This window comes from Mesorhizobium sp. M0030 (assembly GCF_040323695.1).
Classification (GTDB): Bacteria; Pseudomonadota; Alphaproteobacteria; order Rhizobiales; family Rhizobiaceae; genus Mesorhizobium.
Map to the genome: position 1 here is coordinate 156641 of NZ_JAMYVE010000012.1, position 22131 is coordinate 178771.

The window sequence follows — 22131 nt, forward strand, 5'->3', positions numbered from 1 at the left end:
TCCCGGCGCCGACTGACAGGCTTGGTTTTTCGGGAGCCGGCGGGCGATGGACGAGCCGATCCGTAGTAGCGCCGCCTAAGTCGAATTGTCTGATGTCTCAGGCGGCGCTACGTCGTCCCGGCACGGGGTTACCCGGCGTCTCGTGGCCGATCGGCGTCACCAGAGTGAGGTCGGGATAGCCGCTTTCGATCAGCTCGACGGCGGCCTGCGCCACCTCATCGTCCGCCTGCAGCATGGACATGAAGACCTCAGTGCTGTCGCCGACCAGTCGGCTGATGCCTTGCGCATCGGCCGGTCCGCATTCGACAATGACCAGATCATAGGCAGTGGTCAGCGACTGCATGATGATCGGCAGCCGGTCGGCGGCGCGCATGGCGCGAACCGGATCGGCGGTGCCGACGGGAACGACATGGCAGTCGGAATAGAGGTCAGCGTGAATGACGTCGCTGAACTGCGCTTCCGAAGCCAGCAGATTGGTGATGCCGGGGAAAAGTCCGCTGTCCAGCATCGGCCGCGAGGCGGCACCTGACGCCGTGAGATCGAGCAGCAGCACACGCAGGCCAGCGTCGGAGACTTCGCGCGCTACCAGCACTGCCGATGCAGCCGCCTCATCGCCTTCGGGCGACACGAAGATGGCGCGCGCAGCACCGCTGGCGATCAGCTTTTCCGCCGCCTTCTCGACATCGATCTCGCCAAGGCTGGAGCGTACCCGCTCGGGTTCGGATTGCGGTTCTGGATCGGCAGCCGCTGCTCCTTCCAGCACTGAAGGAGCCGGCTCCTGCTCCGGCTCGGGCGCCAGTTCAGACTCCATGGCCGTCCGCTGATCGACCACCTCCTCGGCCACGACTGCGGCCGGTTCCGGGTCGACGACCGGCGCCGACATTGCCGGCATCGCAACCTGTTCGATGCGGTCCAAGCGGGCCCCTGGGGCCGGACGCATGGCGCGGCCGGAAAACAGCTCCTGCAGCAGCGTGATGACCGACATCAGCAGCAGCGAGCCGACTAAGGCGGCGCCGACGATCGGCACGAGCTTGGGGAAATAGGGTTCCGACGGCACGCGCGCCTCGGAAAACACGCTGGCATCGACCGGCAGGTAATTCTTGCGCGAGGACACTTCGCGGAAGCTCGCCATATAGGATTCAAGCTGCTGGCGCCGGACGTTCGCCTCGCGCTGCAGCGCATCCAGCTGGACCTGCTCCTCGCCGGCCCGCGACGACGCCGCTTTCAGCTTGTTGACGTCCGATATCAGCTGGTTTTCGCGCGCCTGGGCGGTCTGCGCCTGCGTCAGCAACCCGCGCATGATTTTTTGCGCTTCGTTGCGGATCTGGCCGTCGAGATCGGCAAGCTGCGACCTCATCGCCCGCAGGCGGGGATGGTTGTCGAGCAAGGTGGTGGAAAGATCGGCGATGTTGGTTCTGAGCTCGATCTGACGCTCACGCAGCCGCTGGATCAGATCGGAAGACAGCACTTCGGGTACAGCGTCCAGCGAACCGCCATTCTGCAAAGCCTGGCGCACCCTTTCGGCCGTTGCCTCGGCCGAAGCGCGGCTGGCGCGCACACGCGACAGTTCGGTCGATAGCTCGGACAATTGCTGCGTCGCCAGCACCGAATTGTTGCCAGCCATCAACAGGTCCGACTGGGCGGAGCGGAAGGCCGCGACCTTGGCCTCTGCATCCCTGACCTGCTTCTGCAGATCGTCGATTTCCGGCCCGAGGAAGGCGGTCGCGGCGGCGTTCGACTTGGTCTTGGCGTCCGCCTGGTAGGCCAGGTAGGCCTTGGCGATGGCGTTCGGAATGTCAGCGGCAAGCTGGGGATCTTCAGAGGAAAATTCGACGGCGATGACGCGGGTCTTTTCCACGCCATAAACATTGAGCTTGTCGCGCATCTTCGTCAGCACGCGCTCTTCGAGCGGAATTTCTTCCGGATCGCTCTTCAGCCCGGCAATGACCAGGAGCCGGGTGACCGGCGACATGCCGAGCGCATCGTTGAACTCGGACTTGTCGCCCAGCTTAAGGTCGGCAGCCACCTGCTTGAGAATGTCGGACGAGGAAATGACCTGAACCTCGGTTGCTACACCTTCCGCATCGAGCACAGGTTTGTCGTCTTCATTGGTGCCGGCAGGCCGCGTATAGGCCGATTCGCTCAACTGGATTTTCAGCTGCGTCGTAGCCTTATAATGCGGCGTGGCAAGCCACGCGAACGCGAAGGCGAGACCAGTGACGAGAAGCGTGATCACAAGAATGCGCAGCCAGTTCCGCGCCAGGCTGGCGAAGAGCTGTCTCAGGTCGACATCGACATCTGCGGCCGCGGACTGGTCGGACATGCATTCCTGCTCCGGACATGAGGCTAGATGGTAGCGTAAACAACTATGGTAACTCAGCCGTTAAGATCGCGGCAAGCAGCTGTTAGGGTTTGCTGACATCCGGTAAACAAAGCCAGCAAAACTATACGGCTTTTTGTCGATTGCCGCCAAATCGGCCGCGTCCCTTTACCGGCCATTAACCCTAACAGGATGATAACGAACCCAGATCCTTAAGGTTTGCCGCCGTGTCCTGGCGGCCATAGCGACGAAGGTGTGTGTCCGATCATGAAAAGCGCTGCTGGTCTGTTTCGCGCTCTGCTGGCCGTGTCGATGCTCGCCGGCTGCTCCAGCTACCGGCCGACGCCGGCGGCCTTCCACGAGGTACTCGACCAGCCCTATCGGCTCGGCGCCGGCGACCGTGTCCGCGTCACCGTGTTCGAACAGGACGGTCTGACCAACACCTACAGTGTCGATCAGTCCGGCTACATGTCCTTCCCGCTGGTCGGCGCGGTGCCGGCGCGTGGCCACACGGCCCAGCAGCTGGAAAAAGCGCTCGCCGACAAACTGCGCCAAGGCTATCTGCGCGACCCCGACGTGTCGGTCGAGATCGATCGCTACCGGCCGATCTTCGTCATGGGCGAAGTGGGTGCCGCCGGCCAGTATTCCTACGTGCCGGGCCTCACCGTGCAGAAGGCCATCGCGATTGCCGGCGGTTTCTCGCCGCGCGCCAACCAGGAAAGCGTCGACATCACCCGCGACATCAACGGCAAGGTGATGACAGGCCGGGTGGTTACCTCCGATCCGCTGCTGCCGGGCGACACGGTCTACGTTCGCGAACGCCTGTTCTGACATCAACGTGGCGGACCAGCTCAGGATCGTCCACTGCTTTCGCTCACCCGTCGGCGGGATCTTCCGGCATGTGCGCGACCTGACGGAGGCCCAGCTCGCCGCCGGACATGTTGTCGGCATCGTCTGCGATTCGACCACCGGCGGCGAATACGAGGAACGCCTGTTCGACCAGATGAAGGACAGCCTGGCGCTCGGCATCCATCGCACGCCGATGCAGCGCCATGTCGGGCCGGGCGACTTCGCCTCGGCCTGGCGCACTTACAGGATCATCAAGGAATTGCAGCCGGACGTGTTGCACGGACATGGCGCCAAAGGTGGCGCCTATGCCCGTCTGTTCGGCTCATTGTTGCGGGTATCTAGGTCTCGCGTAGCCCGCCTCTATTCGCCGCATGGCGGCTCCCTCCACTATGATGAAACGACGACGACCGGGAAGCTGTTCTTCGCGCTCGAGCGCTTCATGGCGCGCTTCACCGACTGCCTGCTGTTCGTCTCCGACTATGAGCGGCGCACCTATCGCAGGAAGGTCGGCGAACCGCCTATCCCGAACACGCTGGTCTATAACGGCCTGCGCGCCGCCGAGTTCGAACCGGTGGTCGCACAGCCCGACGCGGCCGACCTGCTCTACATCGGCATGATGCGCGACCTCAAAGGGCCTGACATTTTCATCGAGGCGCTGGTGCTGGCCGGGTCCCAGCTTGAGCGCCGCTTGACCGCGGTCATGGTCGGCGATGGCGACGACCTGCCGCGCTACCATGCGCAGGTGAAACGGCTGGGCCTCGAAAAACAGGTCCGCTTCTTGCCGCCTATGCCAGCCAGGGAGGCATTTTCGCTGGCCGATCTGGTCGTCGTCCCCTCCCGCGCGGAAGCCATGCCCTATATCGTTCTGGAGACGCTAGCGGCCGGCAGGCCGATGATCGCCACGGCCGTCGGCGGCATTCCCGAAATCTTCGGTGAGGGATCCCCTGCCCTGATCCGTCCCGATCCGCGCCAACTCGGCGACAAGATGGGTGAAGCGCTGCGCGATCTCGACGCATACCGGCGCGTCATGCCCGATACCGCCAGCCTCAAGGCGCGATTCGGCGCCGATGTGATGGCCGCCGAAATCGAAAAGGCCTATTTCGCCGCGCTCAACAGATAGACGACCCTCCAAAACCACAAGTTGTCTCAAGGTTTTTTTAGCTCTCTTTCTGCTATCGTCATCGCGGAAGCTTGTGGGAAACCCGATGAACGAGACCGACCCCACGCGCCGCTTTTCGGCCGATGCGGTGCGCAAATTCGACAGTCCTGCCGAGAGCCCCACGCCCAGCGGCATGAACAGTGTTGCCCGCCAGGTCGCCTCGCAATACCGTCGCGATACGATGTCGCCCGTCATGGTCAGCGGCGTATTGCGCATCGTCGAATTCGGCTTGCTGTTCCTGTCGGGGCTCGCGCTCTACTTCCACTTTGTCGGCTTCTTCAACTATCTCGCCTGGCAATATCCGCTGACCATTGCCGCGGCGTCATTCGTGGCCGTGGTGCTGCTCGACGTCAGCGATTGCTACCAGATCTCCGCCTTGATGCGACCGATCTCCAATCTCGGCCGCGTACTGATGGTCTGGGCCGGCACCTTCGCGCTGATGGCGCTGACGGCTTTCATCATGAAAATGTCGGAGGATTATTCGCGTCTGCTGTTCGGCACCTGGTTTGTCGTCGGCCTGCTTCTGCTGTTCGGCCTCAGGCTGGTGATGTCGAAGCTGATCCGGCGCTGGGCGCGCAACGGCCGCATGGAACGCCGCGCCGTCATCGTCGGCGGCGGCAAGGCGGCCGAGATGCTGATCCGCTCGGTCGAGAAGCAGCCAGACAACGACATCCGCATCTGCGGCATCTTCGATGACCGCGGCGACAAGCGCTCGCCGCCGATCGTGGCCGGCTATCCCAAGCTCGGCACCATTTCGGAGCTGATGGAATTCGCTCGCATCGCGCGCATCGACATGCTGATCGTGTCGCTGCCGCTGACTGCCGAAACGCGCGTGCTGCAGCTGCTGAAGAAGCTCTGGGTGCTGCCGGTCGACATCCGGCTCTCGGCGCATTCGAACGCTTTGCAGTTTCGCCCGCGCGCCTATTCCTACATCGGCTCGGTGCCGATGCTCGATATCTTCGACAGGCCGATCAACGACTGGGATTCGGTCGCCAAGCGCGCCTTCGACATCGTCTTCTCGCTGATCGGCATCATCCTGTTCTCACCGGTGATGCTGGCGACTGCCATCGCCATCAAGCTCGACAGCAAGGGGCCGGTGCTGTTCAAGCAGAAGCGGCACGGCTTCAACAACGAGATCGTCGAAGTCTACAAATTCCGCTCCATGTATACCGACCGCTCCGACCCGACCGCCAAGCAGACGGTGACCAAGAACGATCCGCGCGTCACCCGCGTCGGCCGCTTCATCCGCAAGAGCTCGATCGACGAGCTGCCGCAGTTCTTCAACTCGCTGTTCGGCACGCTGTCACTGGTTGGCCCGCGCCCGCATGCGATTGCCGCGCAGTCGCACAACCTTCTCTACAATGAGGTGGTCGACGGCTATTTCGCCCGCCACAAGGTCAAGCCCGGCGTTACCGGCTGGGCGCAGATCAATGGCTGGCGCGGCGAGATGGACACCAATGAGAAGATCCGCATGCGCACGGAATATGACCTCTATTACATCGAGAACTGGTCGATGCTGTTCGATCTGCGCATCCTGCTCATGACGCCGCTGCGGCTGCTCAACACGGAAAACGCCTATTGAGCGCGATTTCCCATGATTTGTCGCAGGCTGCGGTCAATGCCAAGCTGATCGCGCTGATATCGTCGGGCGCGGTGTTTTTCGGCGTCTTCCTGTCAGGCTTCGTCATCGACGAGCCGGCGCCTTACGATCTTTTCATGGTCGGGCTGATCGGGGTGTGGGGGCTGTTTGGCCTGCGCATATCTCGCGCGGCCGTGCCGCTGCTGGTGCTGCTGATCACGATGAACATCGGCGGCATGATTGCAATGACTCAGATGGCCGATCTCGCCAACACACCGCTCTATCTCGCGGTCTCGCTGTTTCTCGCGTTCACCGCGGTGTTCTTCTCGTCGGTGACGGCGGTGCAGCCCGGCCTCTACCGGCTGATCTTCATCGCCTATGTTGTCTCCGCGGTGGTGACCTCGCTGCTCGGCATTGCCGGCTATTTCCACGCTTTCCCGGGCGCTGAAATCTTCACCAGATACGACCGCGCCCAGGGCGCCTTCCAGGATCCGAACGTGTTCGGGCCGTTCCTGGTGCTGCCCGGCATCTATCTGCTCTATCTGCTGTTGACCGGCTCAATCGCGCGCATGCCGCTTCTGGCGGTGCCGCTGCTGATCATCACCGCGGGCATCTTCTTTTCGTTCTCGCGCGGCGCCTGGGGCATGTTCGCCGTCTCGGCCATCCTGCTCACCGGCGCCCTGTTCCTGCAAAGCAACAGCGGCAAGTTCCGGCTGCGCGTCATCATCATGAGCATTGCCGCCGTCACCCTGCTGGTGGTCGCCATGATCGTCATCCTGCAGCTGCCCGGCGTCGGCGAGATGTTTTCCAGCCGCGCCCAGCTCGAACAGAGCTACGACACGGCGCGCCTTGGCCGCTTTGCCCGCTACACGATCGGCTTCGAGATGGCGCTCGAACATCCGCTCGGCATCGGCCCGCTGGTGTTCGGCACCATTTTCGGCGAAGACACGCACGACATCTGGCTGAAGACGCTGATGGATTATGGCTGGCTCGGCTTCGTCTCGTTCCTGTCGCTGACGCTGTGGACGATCGCGGCCGGCTTCCGCATCCTTTTGCGCGACCGGCCGTGGCAGCCCTATCTGCTCTGCGCCTACGTCGCTTTCATCGGCAATATCGGGCTCGGCACCTTCATCGACATCGACCACTGGCGCCATGTCTACCTGCTGCTCGGCCTAATCTGGGGCGCGATCGCGCTGGAATACAGGCATCAGCGCGGGTTGCGGGCGGTGGCGCAACCGAGGTAGCCGAGTAATCCTAAAGGACAGGAACAGCCGCGCACGCCAATACCGGGGTTGTGCAGGCCCTCGCAGGCTTTGATCTGCTTGCTCCAACCCTGGTCGAATTGAGCACGGTTGCCGGCGGCGCATTTATGTTGTGATGGTGGGAAAACGTCGCTAAACGCGACTGACAAAATTCCAATTGAGTTGGCGTGCTTGCCGGGCTGGATAATATTCCGGGTTGGTGGGCGCCACTAATCTGACGGGCGTGGTTATGCTGAGGGAAAGCTATTTCGAATTCATGCTGCGCTGGTACGCGTATCGCCGATGGCACAGGCCCCCGCGGCGTGTGCGGCAGGCCGAATACGACTTCCATCAGCTTATGAAAAAGCTTCCCGCCGATAGTCTGTTCATCGATCTCGGCGCCAATATTGGCGACGTCACGGGACATGTACTAGCCTATGGGATGCGGGTGATTGCTTTCGAGCCTGACCCTGTTGCTCGCCAGATTTTGACGAAAAGGTTTGGCAACAACGACCGGGTGACGATCATTCCGAAGGCTGTTGGTGGATCAGCGCGAGCGGCCACATTCCATCAGAGGCCGGACGTCAGCGATCTCCGCAGGACCGAATCGTCGTCCCTGATCCAGACACACGAACACACGAACGGGAAAAGCTTTGAAGTTGAGGTGGTTGACCTGGTGCAGTTCCTGCAAGGTCTCCATGAGCCGATCGCCATCGTCAAGATGGACATAGAAGGGGCCGAAGCGGAATGCATCGAAGCCATGCTGGACGCCAGCATTCACCGTTTGATTGGACAAATCCTGGTCGAGACACATGAACGGTTCTCGCCAGACCTGGCCGACCGGATCGGCAAGCTGCGGGGCCGGATCGCGCAGGAAGGCATCCGCAACATCAATCTGGATTGGAGCTAAGTATCGGCTCGGCCTTGAGCGTGCTAGCCGGAGGGCATCAACCAGCGAGGCAATAGACTTATCGAGGAAGATTGGCGGGAGGAACCGCGCCCGGCGGAGCGTCAAGTTCTATCTGGCTATGCCAGCTACCCGTTCGGGGTATTGCACGGCCAACATCGAATTGTCCGCATGGCTGGCAAAGATGGCGCTGACCTTTTCGGCGTCGAACCGCGCCCGTCGCTTGCGCTTCTCGTCGTTCAGCAAAATCCCGCTGATGGCGTCGAACTTGCGGCCGAGGTTTTTCAATATGCCTCTCTTGATCGGCCAGTTGCTGTTGAAACGGCCGGCCCAGGGCGTGCCTTTCGCCAGATCACGATAGATCGCCATGGCGCCGACCTCGACACCGATCGGCGGACGGTCCCAGGGCTTGCCCCAGGCGAAGTGGCGGGCGTAGCAGCGGCTGAAAGAAATCTGGCTGGTGTAGTTGGTCATCACGTTCCAGAACGGGTGCATCGTCTGCCACCTGCCCTCGAAAGCCACGTTCAATGCACCTTGATCCATCCCGTAAACCTGCTCGGAGGCCAACTGCCGGGTACGCTCCAGAAGCCCCTCCTGCCTGACCAGTGGCATGTTGAACACCAGCACGCCGGCATTGAACTTCGGCGCGCCTGGCTGCATCGGTAAATGCTGTCGATACTTTACGTCGAAATAGGTCTGCTCATCGTGTGCGGCCAGCAGCGGAGCGTTGAGCGGGACGTTGCAGAGGTCTTCTATCGATCTGTTGAAAAGCACATCGGCGTCGGAATAGGCGATGCGGTCATATGGTTCGAACTCCGGCAATTGATCGGCAAACAGCCTGATGTAGGTCGCAAGGGTTGGGTGCGTTCCGCGGTTGAAGTTTGTCGCTTTCATGAATTTCGTGACATCCAGGATGCGGATCTTCCCACCGAGCAGACGCTCTCCGATAGCTCGGTCTTCGTTGGAGATGACACCGGTGTGCAAAATAAAGCCGTCGAGGTGGTCCGACACATCCAGCACGCGGCGCGCCGCCAGGCTGGCATACGGGAAATACCTCTGGTCGGTGGCGAAAAAGAAACACGATTTTTGCGGCATGCTACAACCTGTTGCCTGACCCATTCACGAGAGCTCCGTTGCGGGTCTCAGGCGAAACCACCGAGTACTTCCGGAAACTGCACAGCCATCGCCCCGGCGTCAGCATGCTCGGCATATATCTTATGCACCTTGCTGCCGTCGTACCGTGCGCGCCGCCGATACCGGTCCTTGTTCGGCAACATCCCCATGATACCGTCGAACCTGCGGGCGAACCGCCTCATGACGCCCCGCTCGAAGGGAATACGCTGCCGGAAGGGCTCAAGCCACGGCGTATCCCTTGCCAGATCGCGCCAGACGGCAAGCGCCTCAGGCTCCACATCGACCTGGCTCCCCCATGGCTTGCCGCCGGCGAAATGCCGCGCATAGGCTTGGGCGAACCGAAACTCCTTCGTATCGTTGGACATCAAATTCCAGTTCGGGTGCATCGTCTGCCACTTGCCCTCGAAGACGATGTTCAGCGCGTTCTGATCGTTCATTTGCCCAGCAACGGCAACATCTCTCGCGCGGTGCAAAAGTCCCTGTTGACGCACCGGCGGCATGTTGAAGACGATGATGCCGGCGTTGAAATAAGGGGCCCCCGGCTGCATCGACAGTTTGTTCCGATAGCCCGGGCGGAAATACATGTAATCGTCGTGAGCGGCCAACAACGGAGCATGAAGTGTCTGGCCCACGAGATTCGCGATATCTCGATTGAACAGAACATCGCAATCGACATGGGCGATGCGGTCATAGTCCGCGAACTGAGGCAGTTGGTCGGCGAAAAGCCGAACAAAAGTGCCGACATTGCTTGGCCGGAAAGTATGGCCAGCCTCCGCAAACAGCCCCGAAACGTCCATTATGCGAAGACGGTTCTTCAGCAGGCGTTCAGCAACACGCATATCGGCATCACGTGCGCCGACATGCAGGATGAAGCCTGGCGTTGCGTCTCCCGAAACATCCAGAATTCTGCGCGCCGCCAAGCATGCATACGGAAAATAATTGGCGTCGGCCGCCAGAAAAAAACAGGAATTTGCCACGCGCAATCCTTCGTATCGATACTGCGCGAGCCATATCGCCTTGGCGTTGCGGCGACAAGGCCGAATGCTGGCGACTTTCAGGCCCGGCGCGCCGTTTTAGCGCTTGCACCATACCCCTTGAAAATATATGGCTTTGCGCGGTCCGGAGTGTAGCGCAGCCCGGTAGCGCACTTGACTGGGGGTCAAGGGGTCGTCGGTTCGAATCCGGCCACTCCGACCATTTTTAGACAGGACATGCCCCCAAAGGTCCTGCTTCTCAAATCACCAACATTCATCCTTGGCACACATCAACCCATTCGGCGCCGACAATCTGTGCCATGCGCTGCGGGCTGAGCCTTACAGCGGCGTTGGTGGCGCCGGCCGCGGGCACGACTTCATCGAAGGCGCGCAGCGAGACGTCGCAATAGATTGGCAGCGGCGCCGGCAGGCCGAATGGGCAGACGCCGCCGACGGGATGGCTGGTAATCGCGACAACCTCGTCGGCGTCAAGCATGCGCGGCTTGCCGCCGAAACGGTCCTTGAACTTGCGGTTGTCGAGCCTCGACATGCCGCCGGCCACGATCAGCATGGTCTCACCGCCGACGCGCAGGCAGATGGTCTTGGCGATCTGCGCCGGCTCCACGCCATGCGCCTCAGCCGCCAGCGCCACCGTCGCGGAACTCGCTTCGGTGACGAGCACTTCGACATCGGGCGCATGGGCAGCCAGGAAGGCGCGCACAGATTCAAGGCTCATCTCGGCATTGTCCCATTCGAAAACGGTTAGCGTTCACACTGGATAGCTTCACGCTCGGTCGGCGGCAACCTCCCCGCCCCTCGACGGCTGCAGCGGTACCAGGCCGGGCGGGTCGCGCCGCATGTCAGCAACACAAGGCGCATCCCCCGTGCGGGAGATGTGTTCGGGCTGCTGCATTGGTAGGTCGCAATGGATCAGGGCCGGCGCTGATGCTGTGCTCCCACGACCAACCGGAGAGATCATCATGCTCAAGCTCGCCTCGGCTCTGGCGCTGCTGCTTATCGGGACGGCGCCGCTGCTTGCCGACGACATGCCGATAAACGCGGACGCCATCAAATGGGGCCCTGCTCCTGCTGTCTTGCCCGCCGGCGCGGACATGGCTGTCATCGCCGGGGACCCCTCGAAGGATGGCATCTACGTGCTGCGGTTGAAGCTGCCGGCCGGCTACAGGATTGCCGCGCACAACCATCCCACCTCGGAATATGTGACGGTGATTTCCGGCAATTTTCATATCGGCATGGGCGACAAGCTCGACGAGACCAAGGGCATCGAACTGACCGCCGGCGGCTTCGGCGTAGCCCCACAGGGAATGAACCATTACGCCTGGACGACAAGCGCTACGATCGTCCAGGTTCATGGCGAGGGGCCGTTCGCGATCACCTACGTCAACCCGGCGGACGATCCGAGCAAGAAGTGACATTCGCCGTTGGGCGAATGCAACAAGCCCGCCAGGGCAAACCATGGCGGGCTTGTTGAACGACGCTTGGCCGTTGTTTATGAAACGGACCGGTTTTCCACAGGCGCCGTGGGCGCCGGGGCATCGATCAGGGCCGTTTCCGGCAATTGCAATGCTGCGGCGATCCGGCGAAGTTTCGTCGGATCGGTGTCCTTGCCGCTCTCTATGTCGGCAATCTCGCTGGTCGACAGACCGCAGGTCAGGGAAAGCTCTTCAATACTGTATCCCTTTGTCTCCCGGATGGCTTTGAGGCCGGGGTGCTCGAGCGCAACGTCGGCCGCCAGCCTGGAGAAGGGTTCGTGTTTTGCAGTTTGGGGCATTGGCAACTCCATGGGGCTAAAGAGTTTTGGATCAAATGATAGGGTGTTGCCTGAGAGCCGGGACAATGCCCGCTTGACGGCGATTTGCCAAGGCCCAAACCGACCGTCACAGCATCGTGAACCGGCGTCAAAACCGCAGGCGCCAGGGCACATATAGGATCTCCGCCCCGATCTCCCAATCAAGTTCTTTTGAAGGGCCGAACGCCGAAGTGTTCAGCGGTTTTGCGCCGCTCGCGCGTTAGCCTGATGTTGCTGGCAGCCGCATCGGGCCAGCTTTTCCCAAGAGGATCAGATCCATGACATTCAAGACATCAGCCATCGTGCTCGCCACGATTTCAGGCCTCGCTGGCGCGAGCATGGTCGCGGCGCAGGCCGCCGAGGCCGTGCGCATTCGCGGCACGGTGACCGCCTTTGCCGGAGCGACGCTGACGGTGAAGACCCGCGAAGGCGCTACCGACGCCATCGCGCTGGCTGAAGGGTGGAAGATTTCCGGCGTCGCCAAGGCGGATGCCGGGGATATCAAGCAAGGCGATTTCCTCGGCATTGCCTCTGTTTCGAAGGCCGATGGCGGCAGCGGCGCGCTCGAGGTGGTGATCTTCCCGGCCGCGCTGAAGGGCGCCGGCGAAGGCGACCGCCCGTGGGATCTCGAGCCCAACAGCCGGATGACCAACGGCACGGTCGCCGATGTCACCGAGATTGCAGGTCGCACGGTGACGCTGACCTACGACAATGGCCAGAAAAAGCAGATCGCGATCCCGCAGACGACGCCGGTGGTGACCTTCGCGCCGGCGACGCCCGCCGACCTCAAGCCTGGCGCTGTGGTGTTCGTCAACGCCGAGCGCGGCAGTGACGGCAAGCTGACCGCGGGCCGGGTCGTTGTCGGCATAAACGGCGTCATTCCGCCGATGTAAGTTGCCGACGAAGCCGCCAGACACAATCCAGAAACAAAATTCTACAGTCCGGAAAAACTGTCGAAAAGTTCGGAGGCGATAGTCATGACTGCGGGGTTCACCGGCACCGATCTTGCTCGGTGACGGCCAAATTCAGCCCGCGCAGAAAAGGAAACGAAGTCATGAAGAAGTCCCTCCTGTCGGCTCTCGGGCTGGCTTTTGCCCTGGCTGTCTCTCTGCCGCTCATCGGCGCCAGCAGCGCCGACGCAGCACCGCTGCACAAGAAGCATCACCACCATCATCATCATCACAACAAGCATCACCGCCATCACCATCACCATCACCACCACCACCACCACCACAAGAAGGTGGAGGCCAAGAAGGCCTGACACGGCCGACTTGCCCAACGGGAAGGCTGGCCCTGGAGTCCTCGCCAAGGCCGCCTTCCCGTTGGTTTTTGCCAGGCGACATGTGGAAAAGCTGAAGGCAGGATTCGATGGCGCCGATGCGCCAGAACGCGAGCAACCACAGCGCACCCCAACCAACGTATCAGGCGCAAGGCCGACAACACAGCGGTTGCCAGTTGCAGGACACCACGGGTCTCTCAATGCTGTCGGACCCGCTAGGACGGCGCCGCGAACGCGAGCACTATTGCGATCAAAATCAAAAGCGGTCCCATCCATTTGAAATGCTTCGCGACCTGCAGCCACCATGGCTGCTGACCTTTCTGGGCCTGAAAAGGACTTTGGAGCAGCCCAAAACCAACGCCTGTCATCCACAGCCCAGCGCAGAACATGATGAACTCGTCGATGTAATTTGCGACCACGCCCGTCTCCTCCGCCGGTACCTTTGGACTGGCGTTATAGTCGCAGCCGGGAGTGGCAGAAAGCGCGGTGCCAAGTGGCGGCAATGACTGCTGCCGCCACCTGACAAGAGCCGGGCGCGGACTCGGTCTTGGCCGGCCATTTGGGCACGCCACGGTGTGACCTTCGCATGGGATGCCGCGCCGCTACGTCAGCGGCCTTCACGCGAAAATGCATGATCGATGCCGGCCCCGTCAAGCGCCGTCCGTTGGCGAAGGCTAAAAATCGACGTCGCGAAAAAACGCGAAGAAAATTCGAACCACGCATGAACCTTTGCTTTGGAGGCCGCACTAACCGGCATGGACGCCGAGAAGGCGATCCCAACATAGAAGGACGCCATGGTGGCGATCCTCGATCCAGAGAAGGAAATGCTCAAATGACCAACTTCAAGCGCATCACGCTCGCCGCGGCCCTCATCGTCTCGGCCTTCGGTTCGGCTTCCGTTCCGACCTCGGCTTTCGCCAACGGCACGCATCCCACGGGCGACGGCGGCGCGGTTTGCAAGGGCTCCGGTCATTGCCTGGTGCTCTCGATCGAGTGCAAAGGCACCTATACCGACGCCACGGACAAGAATGGCACTGTCTATGGCAAGTGCAGCCAGACCGCGCAGGTTTCGCCGCAGGCCAAGATCAAGCTCGCCAAGTAATCGGCCGCAGATCAGGGAAATGGCGGTCGTCCGCGGGACGGCCGCCATTTTCTTTTTGTTTTCGTGAATTGTTTTAGCGCCGGCTGAGCAACAGGCTGGCGAGAAGGCCGACCACGACCAACCCAACAGCAGCGGCTGTTGCCGGACGATCGCGCGCCGTCTTTTCGATCGCCCTGCCCTGCTTCCTGATCGCCGGCAGCGCATCGCTGACAAGGTCGGCAAGCTGCCCATAATAGTCCGAAGCGGCATCGCGCCCGTCCTCGTAGTAAGCACCGCCGCGTTTGGCCACGACTTTGCGCAACGCGGCGAGCTCTTTGGAAAGGGTCGCGACCTGCTTTTCGAGATCGAGATCGGAGAGGGTCGAAAGCGATACCATGATTGTTTTTCCTTCTTTTGAGAGAAGGCCAAACGCATGGCCGCAGAACCGGTTCCGGTCTGCTTGCCCGAGGGCAGCGGAAAGGTTAGCGCACCTGGTCGAGCAGGCGCTTGCACTCCAGGAGGTCAAACAGCGCCTCCTGCAGCAAGGCCCGGTTGTCGCGCGACAGTTTCGATGCGCCGGGCTGGACCGGACCTTCCTCCTCGTTCTTGCCCAGGCCGAAAAAGCGGCGGCTGGGTTTTACCTTGGGCTGACCGACCAGCATCTCGTCATCCATGCCGCGCGGCTGGGCGGCTGGCGTCAGCGGCACCTGATCGGCCTGCCTGCGCTGCGAGATCGCTTCGACGGCAGCCATGTCGCCATTGCCGATGGCGACCAGGAAATGGTTGCCGTTCTCGCGCAGCAGTTTCTGCACGCCCTTGATCGTGTAACCCTGGTCGTAGAGCATGTGGCGGATGCCCTTGATCAGTTCGACATCCTGTGGCCGGTAGTAGCGGCGGCCGCCGCCGCGCTTCATCGGCTTGATCTGGTTGAAACGGGTTTCCCAGAAGCGCAGCACGTGCTGCGGCAGATCGAGATCCTCCGCGACCTCGCTGATGGTGCGGAAAGCGTCGGGGCTCTTGTCCATGGGCGAAATCCTCACGCTGGACGGCGATCCGGCCCAGTCTGCCGAATCGGGTATCATTTCAGCGGTTTATGAAACAATATTCAAGCCCGGCGTCAAAACGGCCCGGCGTTTTCAACCGAAGCCTGCGGCAGAACCTATTTGCCGCCCTTGGCCTTGCTGTTCTGGTGCGAGCGCAGGATACGGCTTTTCAGCACGTTCGACGACTTGAAGGTCATCACCCGGCGCGGCAGGATCGGCACTTCCTCGCCGGTCTTGGGATTGCGGCCGATGCGTTCGTTCTTGGAACGGACGTGGAAGGTGGCGAAGGACGACAGCTTCACCGTCTCGCCGCGTACGATGGCTTCGCAGATTTCGTCCAGCACCGCCTCGACGAGTTCTGCCGATTCAGTGCGTGACAAGCCGACCTTACGGTAAACAGCTTCGGCAAGGTCGGCGCGCGTAAGTGTCTTTCCCCCCATGCGACCGTCCCATCAGTTCAAAAAACATAAATCGATACAGGTAAAGGCAGAGCCTAAGTAATTGATCCGGCAAGGTCAAGGACCGAAACCGGACCGTTCGGCACTTACCAGCGAACGAGAACCGCGCCCCAGGTGAAGCCGCCGCCCATCGCTTCCAGGAGCACGAGATCACCCTTCTTGATGCGACCGTCGGCGACAGCCACCGAAAGCGCCAGCGGCACGGAAGCAGCCGAGGTGTTACCGTGCAAATCGACGGTGACCACCACCTTTTGCTCAGCAATCCCGAGCTTCTTGGCCGAAGCGTCAATAATGCGTTTATTGGCCTGATGCGGCACGAACCAGTCGAGGTCGTCGGCGGTTATGCCGGCCTGCGAAAACGTCGCCTCGATAACGTCGGTGATCATGCCGACGGCGTGCTTGAACACCTCGCGGCCTTCCATCCTGAGATGGCCGACCGTGCCGGTGGTCGAGGGACCGCCATCGACGAAAAGCTTGTCCTTGTGGGCGCCGTCGGAGCGCAGGCTCATCGCCAGCACGCCACGGTCGGCAATGCCGCCGGTGCCCTCATCCGCTTCCAGCACCAGCGCGCCGGCGCCGTCGCCGAACAACACGCAGGTCGAGCGGTCGCTCCAGTCGAGGATGCGCGAAAAGGTCTCCGCGCCGATCACCAGCACGCGCTTGGCGAGGCCGCCTCTGATGTAGAGGTCGGCGGTGGTCACCGCATAGACGAAGCCCGAGCACACCGCCTGCAGGTCGAAGGCAAAGCCGTGATGCATGCCGAGCCGGTTCTGGATCTCGACGGCGGTCGCCGGAAAGGTGTTGTTGGGTGTCGAGGTCGCCAGCACGATCAGGTCGATGTCGGCAGGCGTAAGACCAGCATTGTCGAGCGCTGCGCGCGCCGCCGCCTCGCCCAGCGACGCCGTCGTCTCGTCATCGGCGGAGATATGACGCTGGCGGATGCCGGTGCGCTGGGCGATCCACTCGTCCGAGGTCTCGACCATGCCTTCGAAATCGGCATTCTTCATGATGCGGCGGGGCAGCGCAGCACCGGTGCCGCGCACGACTGATCTGATCAAAGCTCTTTCCTATTCCTTTTCGTCGACGGTGGCGTCGGATTTCCTGTTTGCCTGGGCATGCGGGTTGCGCGCATGGAACAGGTCGAGATCGGCCTCGATGCGGTCGATCAGATTGTTGCGCACCATGTCGTAGCCAAGCTCGATGGCCGCCGCGAAACCGTCCGAATCGGCGCCGCCATGGCTCTTTACCACGATGCCGTTCAGACCCAGGAAAACACCGCCATTGGAGCGGCCCGGATCGAGCTTTTCGCGCAGGCGGTCAAAAGCGCCCTTGGCGAAGACATAGCCGATCCTAGCCATCAGCGTGCGGTTCATCGCGGCGCGCAGATAGCCTGAGATCTGGCGCACAGTGCCTTCTGCCGTCTTGAGCGCGATGTTGCCGGCGAAGCCCTCGGTGACGACCACGTCGACCGTGCCCTTGCCGATGTCGTCACCCTCGACGAAGCCGTGATAATTCATCGAGGCCATGTTGGCCTCGCGCAGCATGCGCCCGGCTTCCTTGACCTCTTCCTGTCCCTTGATCTCCTCGACGCCGACATTGAGCAGGCCGACTTTCGGCCGGTCGATGCCGAACACCGAGCGCGCCATGCCGGTGCCGAGAATGGCAAAGTCGATCAGCTGGTGCGCATCGGCGCCGATGGTGGCGCCGACATCCAGCACCACGCTCTCGCCGCGCATCGTGGGCCAGATCGCCGCGATCGCCGGACGGTCGATGGTCGCCATCGTGCGCAGGCAGAATTTCGACATCGCCATCAGCGCGCCGGTATTGCCGGCCGAAATGCAGGCCTGCGCGCTGCCACTCTTGACTGCTTCGACAGCCTTCCACATCGACGACTTCCAGCGGCCGTGGCGCAGCGCCTGGCTCGGCTTGTCGTCCATCCTGACCGCGACTTCGCAATGGTGGAACTCGCTGACCTCGGCCAGTTTGGGGAATTTGGCGAGTTCGGGGCGCACCAATTCCTCGCGCCCATAGATGACGAAGCGGATGTCGGGACGCCTGACGGCGACCGTCATGAGTGCCGGGATGACCACGTTTGGCCCGTGATCGCCACCCATGGCATCGATGGAAATCCTGATCACGCGGTCTTTATCTCACTAGCTTGGGCCAGGGCACATGGCCCGCGAAAGAAATACTAAACTCGCGAAATTCGGGGGCTCGCGAAGGTTCGGCGAAAATAGCGGTTTTGGGCTGCCGCACAACCGGCTTTTCTCCGATCGCTTTGTGTTTTAGGATTTTCCAAGCAAGGATCGCAGCTTTTGCTGGAATTCATTCTCGACGGACTCGTTCGGGCCGGCGGCATCGAGCGAGGCGCCTGCCTTGCGCGGATAAGGATCGATCGCCAGCCCGAAGAACTGTTCGGCGAGCGCGCCGACGTCGATCGTGTCGCCGGAGAATGTTTCCGGGCCGTCTGGCCCGTCGGCGTCGAGCAGGATCTCGCCGCCGCCTTCGAAACCTTGCCGTCCGAGTTTGGATTGTTCGGGCAGGAACAGCGCCTCGACCTCTTCGTCGATATGGGCCGCGACCGGCTCAAGGGTGACGATGCAGGCCTGGGTGATATCAGCCTCGACGCGGCCGCTGACCTTGACGCCATTGCGCTTCCACGGCGCCACCAAAAGCTCAGCACGGTAGTTTTCGACAGAAAGCAGCTCGTGCTCGCGCGCAATCATTGCGCGCTGCGCGGCGTCGGCGTCGATCACCACCTGCAAACCTTTGTGCGGCAGGCGGCCGACATTGGCCGCGAATGAGACCAGGCTAGGCGTGTCCACATGTTTCATCTTGGTCTCCCCTCCTCACTCCGCTTTCGCGACGGGAAACGCCACGGCACCGGAAACGATCGATTCGGACGGCTGTGCTTCAAGCTGCCTGGCGGCATCGATTACATAGGACGCCAGCGGCAAGGCTTGCGGCCAGGCGCCGGCATCGGGTCTGACATTGCGCGCCAGGGCGGCAGCAAGCGCGTCGCGGTCGCTGCGTCCCAGCGCGTCGTCATAGGCGGCGGTACGGCCGTAGAACATTTTGGCCAGCCTCTTCATGCGCTTGGGCACGCCGACATCGCCAACGCCCAGTTCCCGCAGCGAATGCTCGACATCGAGAAAGAACTCGTCGATCAGCACCTGCGCGACCTCTTGCGCGACGCCCTCTTCGCCGCGCAGCCGGTGCTGAAACAGGAACATGTGCAGCGACAACATCTCGAAACGGCCGAGCGGCGTATCCGGCACATTCCAGTGGGAATAAAACACGGTCTGCCGCGCCGCCGCCACGATTTGTGCGTAAAGCGCCTCGGTGATAGCGCGGTTGGCGTTGCGTTCGCGGCCAAAAAGGCGCTGGAACATTGAGGGTGGTCTCCTGGGGACCGATTGTTTGAATGGGCCTTGTTGCATCGGCAAGCAAGCTGGTTTACCGGTTTTGCCGCCCAGCGCAAGTTGCGGCCAGCTAATGGAGTTGTTGTTGCGCGCGCTGAAATTCAAGTCGACTTTTCTGCCTGGGGCCACCGCCGCGGTTTCGCTGGTGCTGGTGGCTTCCGCGCTGTCGGGCTGCAATTCGTCCAAGATGTTCGGCGACCTTAACCCTAGCGAGACGCTGACGCAGGGCTATGTTATCGACCAGCAGGCGGTCGATTCGGTGCCGGTGGGCTCCAGCCGCGAACAGGTGCTTCTGGCGCTCGGCACGCCATCGACGAAAGCCACCTTCGACAATGAGGCGTTCTATTACATTTCGCAGACGCGCAAGCGCTATGTCGCTTTCGACAAGCCGCGCCTGGTCGACCAGAAAGTGCTCGCGGTCTATTTTGGCGAGGACGGGCGCGTCACCCAGATTGCCAATTACGGTCTGAAGGACGGCAAGATTTTCGACTTCATCTCGCGCACCACGCCGACCGGCGGCAAGGACCAGAACTTCCTCAGCCAGATCATCAAAGGCGCCAGCAAACTGGCGCCCCCCATTCCTGGCGGCGGCGCCTAAGAAGCGACCGCCTTCCTTAGATTTTTGCTTCCCCCGAAGCGACACCATCTCAGGCGACCAAAAGCCCGCGGGAGCGATCCTGCGGGCTTTTGTTTTGAGGTCATGCGGCCGCAACACCCGTCGCGCTTTGCCGCGCGTGGCCTGTTCGGCCGCCGGGCTCCAGCGAGGCGCGGTGCACAGCCGCACTCTGCCGCGCTTCCGAAGGCGTCATGCCAAAATGCCGGCGGAAGGCGTGGTTGAAGGTCGAGAGATCGCCGAAGCCGGCGTCGAAGGCGATGGCGCCGATGGTGCGGTGTGCCAGGCGCAGGTCGGATAGCTTGCTGCAAACCAGCGCCAGCCGCCGGCCAAGCACGAACTGCGACAGCGAGGTACCCTCACCCTCGAACAGCTTTCTGATATAGCGCGCGCTGACGCGGTGGCGCCCGGCCAGCGCGTCGGACCCGACATCGCCGGAAGCCAGATTGCTTTCGATATCGGCTTTGATGGCGCGCAGCCGCGCGGCGCGTATGCCGCGGCCTGCGGCGACCTCGGTGGCGTCCTGCGTTGCCCCGACCACGACCGCGATAAGGTCCTGTATGTGCTTGGCGGCAAGCCAGCGCAATTCGGACGCGGCCAGGTTCGGCTCCTGCATCAGCAGACGGACATAGCTGGTCAGCAGCAAGAACTTTTCGCCCACGCATGACATCGGCGTCATCAGGGCGGCATCCGCATTCGCAGCCATGGGCCCGAGCGCTGCCTTGGGGATGGTGATGAAGAGATGATGCGACATCGCCCGCTCGATCACATGCGGATCAGAGGAGGACAGAAGGATTGCCTGGCCGGCCTCGATGCTGGCCTCGCGGCCGAGATGCGAGAAGGTGGCAGCGCCCTCCAGACACATGAAGAAAATGTAATCATCGGTCCCCTTGGCCATGGCGCGGGAACGGATGGTGCGGAAGGCGGTGGTCCTCGAATCGGCAATGCCGACGCCCGGCAGCCGCAGGATGGTCGCGTCGACGGAGAGCTTTTCCTCCGTGACGTTAAAATCCATGTCGGTCACCATCCGGCGCAACAGGTCGCAATAGACGTTTCGCCATTCCGCTCGCGGCCACATGGCGGTCGAAAAGCGCGCATGCGCAAACTCGGGGGGTCGAATAGTCATGGGGTACTCCCAAGCGATTGTCTTCATTTCACTGTCGTTCGTAGTCGAGGCTCGTTCCATGAACGGCCTCTCATTCCGACGGCGGCAATCGGGGGGCAGTGGATGGCTACAATGATTTGCGCACTTGGACAAAAGACTATTTACGAAGCTATGGATGAGCTTAGTTCATTCATGCTAAGAAACCCAGGGGCAGGATAGGGTAACGGCAGATGACAAGACGGCTTCCACAACTGGAATCCATTCGGGCTTTCGAGGTCATTGCCCGGCTGGGCAGCTTCAAGCGCGCCGGCGATGAGCTGAATGTTACGCCAAGCGCGCTCAGCCACCGCATCGCCGATCTCGAAGCCGATCTCGGCGTGCTTCTGTTCACCCGCCATGTCCGCCGCGTCGAACTAACGCTTGAAGGCGAACGATTGTCCGCGGGCGTGCGACGCGCATTGCTGGAAATCCAGAGCACGGTCGCGAGTGTCGCGCGCAACGAGCGCACGAGGCTGAGGGTCACTGCCATTCCTTCGCATGCCGTACGCTGGCTGGCCCCGCGCCTGCACAGGTTTCGCAAAAAGCATCCCGAAACAGAGATCGACATCAATGCGGATCTTGCAGTCGTCGACCTTTCGCAGCGAACAGTCGACATCGCATTGCGTTTCGGCGGCGGACACTATCCGGCCGTCGAGACCGAATGGCTGATGGCAGATGCGATCTTTCCTGTCGTCAGTCCCGACTATCTCGCCGCCAACGGCCCGGTCAGAGACCAGCACGATGTGCTGCGACTGTTCCGCATCCTCGACACGACGGCCGAAAATGACGAGAGCGGCGCCAATTGGCGCCACTGGTTCGAGAGAAACAATCTGCCGCTGGATACGGTTGGCGACGGCATGAATCTGAATGGCACCTTGTTGGCGGTCGAAGCGGCGGCGAGCGGTCTGGGCGTCGCTATCGCGAGGAAGTCGCTGGTCGAGAGCGATTTGCGGACCGGCAGGCTCGTCCGCCTCCTGACGACGGACATACCGACGAACTGGAACCACTACGTCGTCGTCCACCCGTCCATCTCCGCCTGGGAGCCTGCCAGATCGTTCATCAACTGGCTGAAGGCGGAAGCCGGCGACAACACCGGCGCCGGTTGACCTCGGCGGCCG

General features: G+C 61.8%; 26 protein-coding genes and 1 tRNA gene. 12 read left to right on the forward strand and 15 right to left on the reverse strand.

The genetic code is table 11. The annotated features are described in order from the left end of the window. Positions 1-97: 97 nt before the first annotated feature. Positions 98-2323 carry a GumC family protein gene (locus tag NKJ80_RS23140; protein ID WP_352498366.1) on the reverse strand — a complete coding sequence of 742 codons (2226 nt, stop codon included), beginning with the start codon at positions 2321-2323 and terminating at the stop codon, positions 98-100. A 264-nt stretch (positions 2324-2587) separates the two neighbouring features. On the opposite strand from NKJ80_RS23140, the gene NKJ80_RS23145 reads away from it, so the two are divergent. The 5 genes from NKJ80_RS23145 (at position 2588) to NKJ80_RS23165 (ending at position 8058) form a co-directional block, all read left to right on the forward strand. Continuing rightward, positions 2588-3151 (forward strand): polysaccharide biosynthesis/export family protein, encoded by a 564-nt coding sequence (locus NKJ80_RS23145; protein WP_023669390.1) that lies wholly within the window; start codon positions 2588-2590, stop codon positions 3149-3151. 7 nt (positions 3152-3158) lie between these two features. Continuing rightward, positions 3159-4289, forward strand: a complete 1131-nt coding sequence (locus NKJ80_RS23150) for a glycosyltransferase (RefSeq protein ID WP_352498367.1) — start codon at positions 3159-3161, stop codon at positions 4287-4289. Positions 4290-4374: 85 nt separating this feature from the next. Beyond that, the gene (locus NKJ80_RS23155) at positions 4375-5910 is read left to right on the forward strand and encodes an undecaprenyl-phosphate glucose phosphotransferase (RefSeq protein ID WP_352498368.1); all 1536 of its coding nucleotides are present in this window, start codon (positions 4375-4377) and stop codon (positions 5908-5910) included. Then, positions 5907-7151 carry an O-antigen ligase family protein gene (locus NKJ80_RS23160; RefSeq protein WP_352498369.1) on the forward strand — a complete coding sequence of 415 codons (1245 nt, stop codon included), beginning with the start codon at positions 5907-5909 and terminating at the stop codon, positions 7149-7151. Before NKJ80_RS23155 ends, NKJ80_RS23160 begins: the two co-directional genes overlap by 4 nt. 217 nt (positions 7152-7368) lie before the next feature. Then, entirely contained in the window at positions 7369-8058 is a 690-nt protein-coding gene (locus NKJ80_RS23165; RefSeq protein WP_352498395.1) for an FkbM family methyltransferase, read from the forward strand. A 108-nt stretch (positions 8059-8166) separates the two neighbouring features. Here the strand turns inward: NKJ80_RS23165 and NKJ80_RS23170 are convergent, their stop codons facing one another. Both NKJ80_RS23170 and NKJ80_RS23175 read right to left on the reverse strand, forming a co-directional pair. Next, entirely contained in the window at positions 8167-9174 is a 1008-nt protein-coding gene (locus NKJ80_RS23170; RefSeq protein WP_352498370.1) for a glycosyltransferase family 8 protein, read from the reverse strand. Positions 9175-9197: 23 nt separating this feature from the next. Next, on the reverse strand, positions 9198-10166 hold the full coding sequence (locus NKJ80_RS23175; RefSeq protein ID WP_352498371.1) for a glycosyltransferase family 8 protein: 969 nt from the start codon (positions 10164-10166) through the stop codon (positions 9198-9200). A 143-nt stretch (positions 10167-10309) separates the two neighbouring features. On the opposite strand from NKJ80_RS23175, the gene NKJ80_RS23180 reads away from it, so the two are divergent. Next, positions 10310-10386: transfer RNA gene (locus NKJ80_RS23180), tRNA-Pro, on the forward strand. A gap of 51 nt (positions 10387-10437) precedes the next feature. On the opposite strand, the gene NKJ80_RS23185 is transcribed toward NKJ80_RS23180, so the two are convergent. Beyond that, positions 10438-10899, reverse strand: a complete 462-nt coding sequence (locus tag NKJ80_RS23185; protein WP_352498372.1) for a YbaK/EbsC family protein — start codon at positions 10897-10899, stop codon at positions 10438-10440. 244 nt (positions 10900-11143) lie between these two features. On the opposite strand from NKJ80_RS23185, the gene NKJ80_RS23190 reads away from it, so the two are divergent. Next, positions 11144-11596 (forward strand): cupin domain-containing protein, encoded by a 453-nt coding sequence (locus tag NKJ80_RS23190; RefSeq protein ID WP_023730864.1) that lies wholly within the window; start codon positions 11144-11146, stop codon positions 11594-11596. A gap of 77 nt (positions 11597-11673) precedes the next feature. On the opposite strand, the gene NKJ80_RS23195 is transcribed toward NKJ80_RS23190, so the two are convergent. Beyond that, positions 11674-11955, reverse strand: a complete 282-nt coding sequence (locus tag NKJ80_RS23195; protein ID WP_023689492.1) for a helix-turn-helix domain-containing protein — start codon at positions 11953-11955, stop codon at positions 11674-11676. A 296-nt stretch (positions 11956-12251) separates the two neighbouring features. On the opposite strand from NKJ80_RS23195, the gene NKJ80_RS23200 reads away from it, so the two are divergent. Both NKJ80_RS23200 and NKJ80_RS23205 read left to right on the forward strand, forming a co-directional pair. Beyond that, on the forward strand, positions 12252-12866 hold the full coding sequence (locus NKJ80_RS23200) for a hypothetical protein (RefSeq protein WP_352498373.1): 615 nt from the start codon (positions 12252-12254) through the stop codon (positions 12864-12866). Positions 12867-13027: 161 nt separating this feature from the next. After that, the gene (locus tag NKJ80_RS23205; protein WP_084559020.1) at positions 13028-13234 is read left to right on the forward strand and encodes a hypothetical protein; all 207 of its coding nucleotides are present in this window, start codon (positions 13028-13030) and stop codon (positions 13232-13234) included. Between the two features lie 233 nt (positions 13235-13467). Here the strand turns inward: NKJ80_RS23205 and NKJ80_RS23210 are convergent, their stop codons facing one another. Together NKJ80_RS23210 and NKJ80_RS23215 are read right to left on the reverse strand one after the other, a co-directional pair. Continuing rightward, complete coding sequence (locus NKJ80_RS23210; RefSeq protein ID WP_023669377.1) at positions 13468-13671, reverse strand: hypothetical protein; 204 nt, start codon at positions 13669-13671, stop codon at positions 13468-13470. Positions 13672-13859: 188 nt separating this feature from the next. Next, on the reverse strand, positions 13860-14048 hold the full coding sequence (locus NKJ80_RS23215) for a hypothetical protein (protein WP_352498374.1): 189 nt from the start codon (positions 14046-14048) through the stop codon (positions 13860-13862). A 36-nt stretch (positions 14049-14084) separates the two neighbouring features. Here NKJ80_RS23215 and NKJ80_RS23220 point away from each other — a divergent pair, with 36 nt between their 5' ends. Beyond that, positions 14085-14354 carry a hypothetical protein gene (locus NKJ80_RS23220; protein ID WP_023669376.1) on the forward strand — a complete coding sequence of 90 codons (270 nt, stop codon included), beginning with the start codon at positions 14085-14087 and terminating at the stop codon, positions 14352-14354. 73 nt (positions 14355-14427) lie between these two features. Here NKJ80_RS23220 and NKJ80_RS23225 read toward each other — a convergent pair whose 3' ends face one another. From NKJ80_RS23225 to NKJ80_RS23255, 7 genes are all read right to left on the reverse strand, one after another. After that, positions 14428-14730, reverse strand: a complete 303-nt coding sequence (locus tag NKJ80_RS23225; RefSeq protein ID WP_023669375.1) for a hypothetical protein — start codon at positions 14728-14730, stop codon at positions 14428-14430. 85 nt (positions 14731-14815) lie between these two features. Beyond that, on the reverse strand, positions 14816-15358 hold the full coding sequence (locus NKJ80_RS23230; RefSeq protein WP_352498375.1) for a MerR family transcriptional regulator: 543 nt from the start codon (positions 15356-15358) through the stop codon (positions 14816-14818). Positions 15359-15492: 134 nt separating this feature from the next. Further along, positions 15493-15816 (reverse strand): integration host factor subunit alpha, encoded by a 324-nt coding sequence (locus tag NKJ80_RS23235; RefSeq protein ID WP_006201891.1) that lies wholly within the window; start codon positions 15814-15816, stop codon positions 15493-15495. Positions 15817-15920: 104 nt separating this feature from the next. Further along, positions 15921-16892 (reverse strand): beta-ketoacyl-ACP synthase III, encoded by a 972-nt coding sequence (locus tag NKJ80_RS23240; protein WP_023669373.1) that lies wholly within the window; start codon positions 16890-16892, stop codon positions 15921-15923. Between the two features lie 9 nt (positions 16893-16901). Beyond that, on the reverse strand, positions 16902-17972 hold the full coding sequence (plsX, locus tag NKJ80_RS23245) for a phosphate acyltransferase PlsX (RefSeq protein WP_023669372.1): 1071 nt from the start codon (positions 17970-17972) through the stop codon (positions 16902-16904). 147 nt (positions 17973-18119) lie between these two features. After that, a complete protein-coding gene (locus NKJ80_RS23250; RefSeq protein WP_352498376.1) occupies positions 18120-18668 on the reverse strand; it encodes a YceD family protein in 549 nt (182 codons plus the stop codon). A 15-nt stretch (positions 18669-18683) separates the two neighbouring features. After that, positions 18684-19226 (reverse strand): ubiquinol-cytochrome C chaperone family protein, encoded by a 543-nt coding sequence (locus tag NKJ80_RS23255; protein ID WP_023689497.1) that lies wholly within the window; start codon positions 19224-19226, stop codon positions 18684-18686. 115 nt (positions 19227-19341) lie between these two features. Here NKJ80_RS23255 and NKJ80_RS23260 point away from each other — a divergent pair, with 115 nt between their 5' ends. Beyond that, entirely contained in the window at positions 19342-19854 is a 513-nt protein-coding gene (locus tag NKJ80_RS23260; RefSeq protein ID WP_023669368.1) for an outer membrane protein assembly factor BamE, read from the forward strand. Between the two features lie 100 nt (positions 19855-19954). On the opposite strand, the gene NKJ80_RS23265 is transcribed toward NKJ80_RS23260, so the two are convergent. Next, positions 19955-20995 carry a helix-turn-helix domain-containing protein gene (locus tag NKJ80_RS23265; RefSeq protein WP_352498377.1) on the reverse strand — a complete coding sequence of 347 codons (1041 nt, stop codon included), beginning with the start codon at positions 20993-20995 and terminating at the stop codon, positions 19955-19957. Between the two features lie 209 nt (positions 20996-21204). On the opposite strand from NKJ80_RS23265, the gene NKJ80_RS23270 reads away from it, so the two are divergent. Beyond that, complete coding sequence (locus tag NKJ80_RS23270) at positions 21205-22119, forward strand: LysR substrate-binding domain-containing protein (RefSeq protein WP_023700544.1); 915 nt, start codon at positions 21205-21207, stop codon at positions 22117-22119. Positions 22120-22131: the final 12 nt, after the last annotated feature.

Bases quoted from the DNA above. Each gene is read 5' to 3' on its own strand.
- NKJ80_RS23140 (WP_352498366.1), bottom strand. From the start codon at position 2,323: ATGTCCGACCAGTCCGCGGCCGCAGATGTCGATGTCGACCTGAGACAG.
- NKJ80_RS23145 (WP_023669390.1), top strand. From the start codon at position 2,588: ATGAAAAGCGCTGCTGGTCTGTTTCGCGCTCTGCTGGCCGTGTCGATG.
- NKJ80_RS23155 (WP_352498368.1), top strand. From the start codon at position 4,375: ATGAACGAGACCGACCCCACGCGCCGCTTTTCGGCCGATGCGGTGCGC.
- NKJ80_RS23170 (WP_352498370.1), bottom strand. From the start codon at position 9,174: ATGGGTCAGGCAACAGGTTGTAGCATGCCGCAAAAATCGTGTTTCTTT.
- NKJ80_RS23185 (WP_352498372.1), bottom strand. From the start codon at position 10,899: ATGAGCCTTGAATCTGTGCGCGCCTTCCTGGCTGCCCATGCGCCCGAT.
- NKJ80_RS23190 (WP_023730864.1), top strand. From the start codon at position 11,144: ATGCTCAAGCTCGCCTCGGCTCTGGCGCTGCTGCTTATCGGGACGGCG.
- NKJ80_RS23195 (WP_023689492.1), bottom strand. From the start codon at position 11,955: ATGCCCCAAACTGCAAAACACGAACCCTTCTCCAGGCTGGCGGCCGAC.
- NKJ80_RS23200 (WP_352498373.1), top strand. From the start codon at position 12,252: ATGACATTCAAGACATCAGCCATCGTGCTCGCCACGATTTCAGGCCTC.
- NKJ80_RS23205 (WP_084559020.1), top strand. From the start codon at position 13,028: ATGAAGAAGTCCCTCCTGTCGGCTCTCGGGCTGGCTTTTGCCCTGGCT.
- NKJ80_RS23215 (WP_352498374.1), bottom strand. From the start codon at position 14,048: ATGGCGTCCTTCTATGTTGGGATCGCCTTCTCGGCGTCCATGCCGGTT.
- NKJ80_RS23220 (WP_023669376.1), top strand. From the start codon at position 14,085: ATGACCAACTTCAAGCGCATCACGCTCGCCGCGGCCCTCATCGTCTCG.
- NKJ80_RS23225 (WP_023669375.1), bottom strand. From the start codon at position 14,730: ATGGTATCGCTTTCGACCCTCTCCGATCTCGATCTCGAAAAGCAGGTC.
- NKJ80_RS23230 (WP_352498375.1), bottom strand. From the start codon at position 15,358: ATGGACAAGAGCCCCGACGCTTTCCGCACCATCAGCGAGGTCGCGGAG.
- NKJ80_RS23235 (WP_006201891.1), bottom strand. From the start codon at position 15,816: ATGGGGGGAAAGACACTTACGCGCGCCGACCTTGCCGAAGCTGTTTAC.
- NKJ80_RS23250 (WP_352498376.1), bottom strand. From the start codon at position 18,668: ATGAAACATGTGGACACGCCTAGCCTGGTCTCATTCGCGGCCAATGTC.
- NKJ80_RS23255 (WP_023689497.1), bottom strand. From the start codon at position 19,226: ATGTTCCAGCGCCTTTTTGGCCGCGAACGCAACGCCAACCGCGCTATC.
- NKJ80_RS23265 (WP_352498377.1), bottom strand. From the start codon at position 20,995: ATGACTATTCGACCCCCCGAGTTTGCGCATGCGCGCTTTTCGACCGCC.
- NKJ80_RS23270 (WP_023700544.1), top strand. From the start codon at position 21,205: ATGACAAGACGGCTTCCACAACTGGAATCCATTCGGGCTTTCGAGGTC.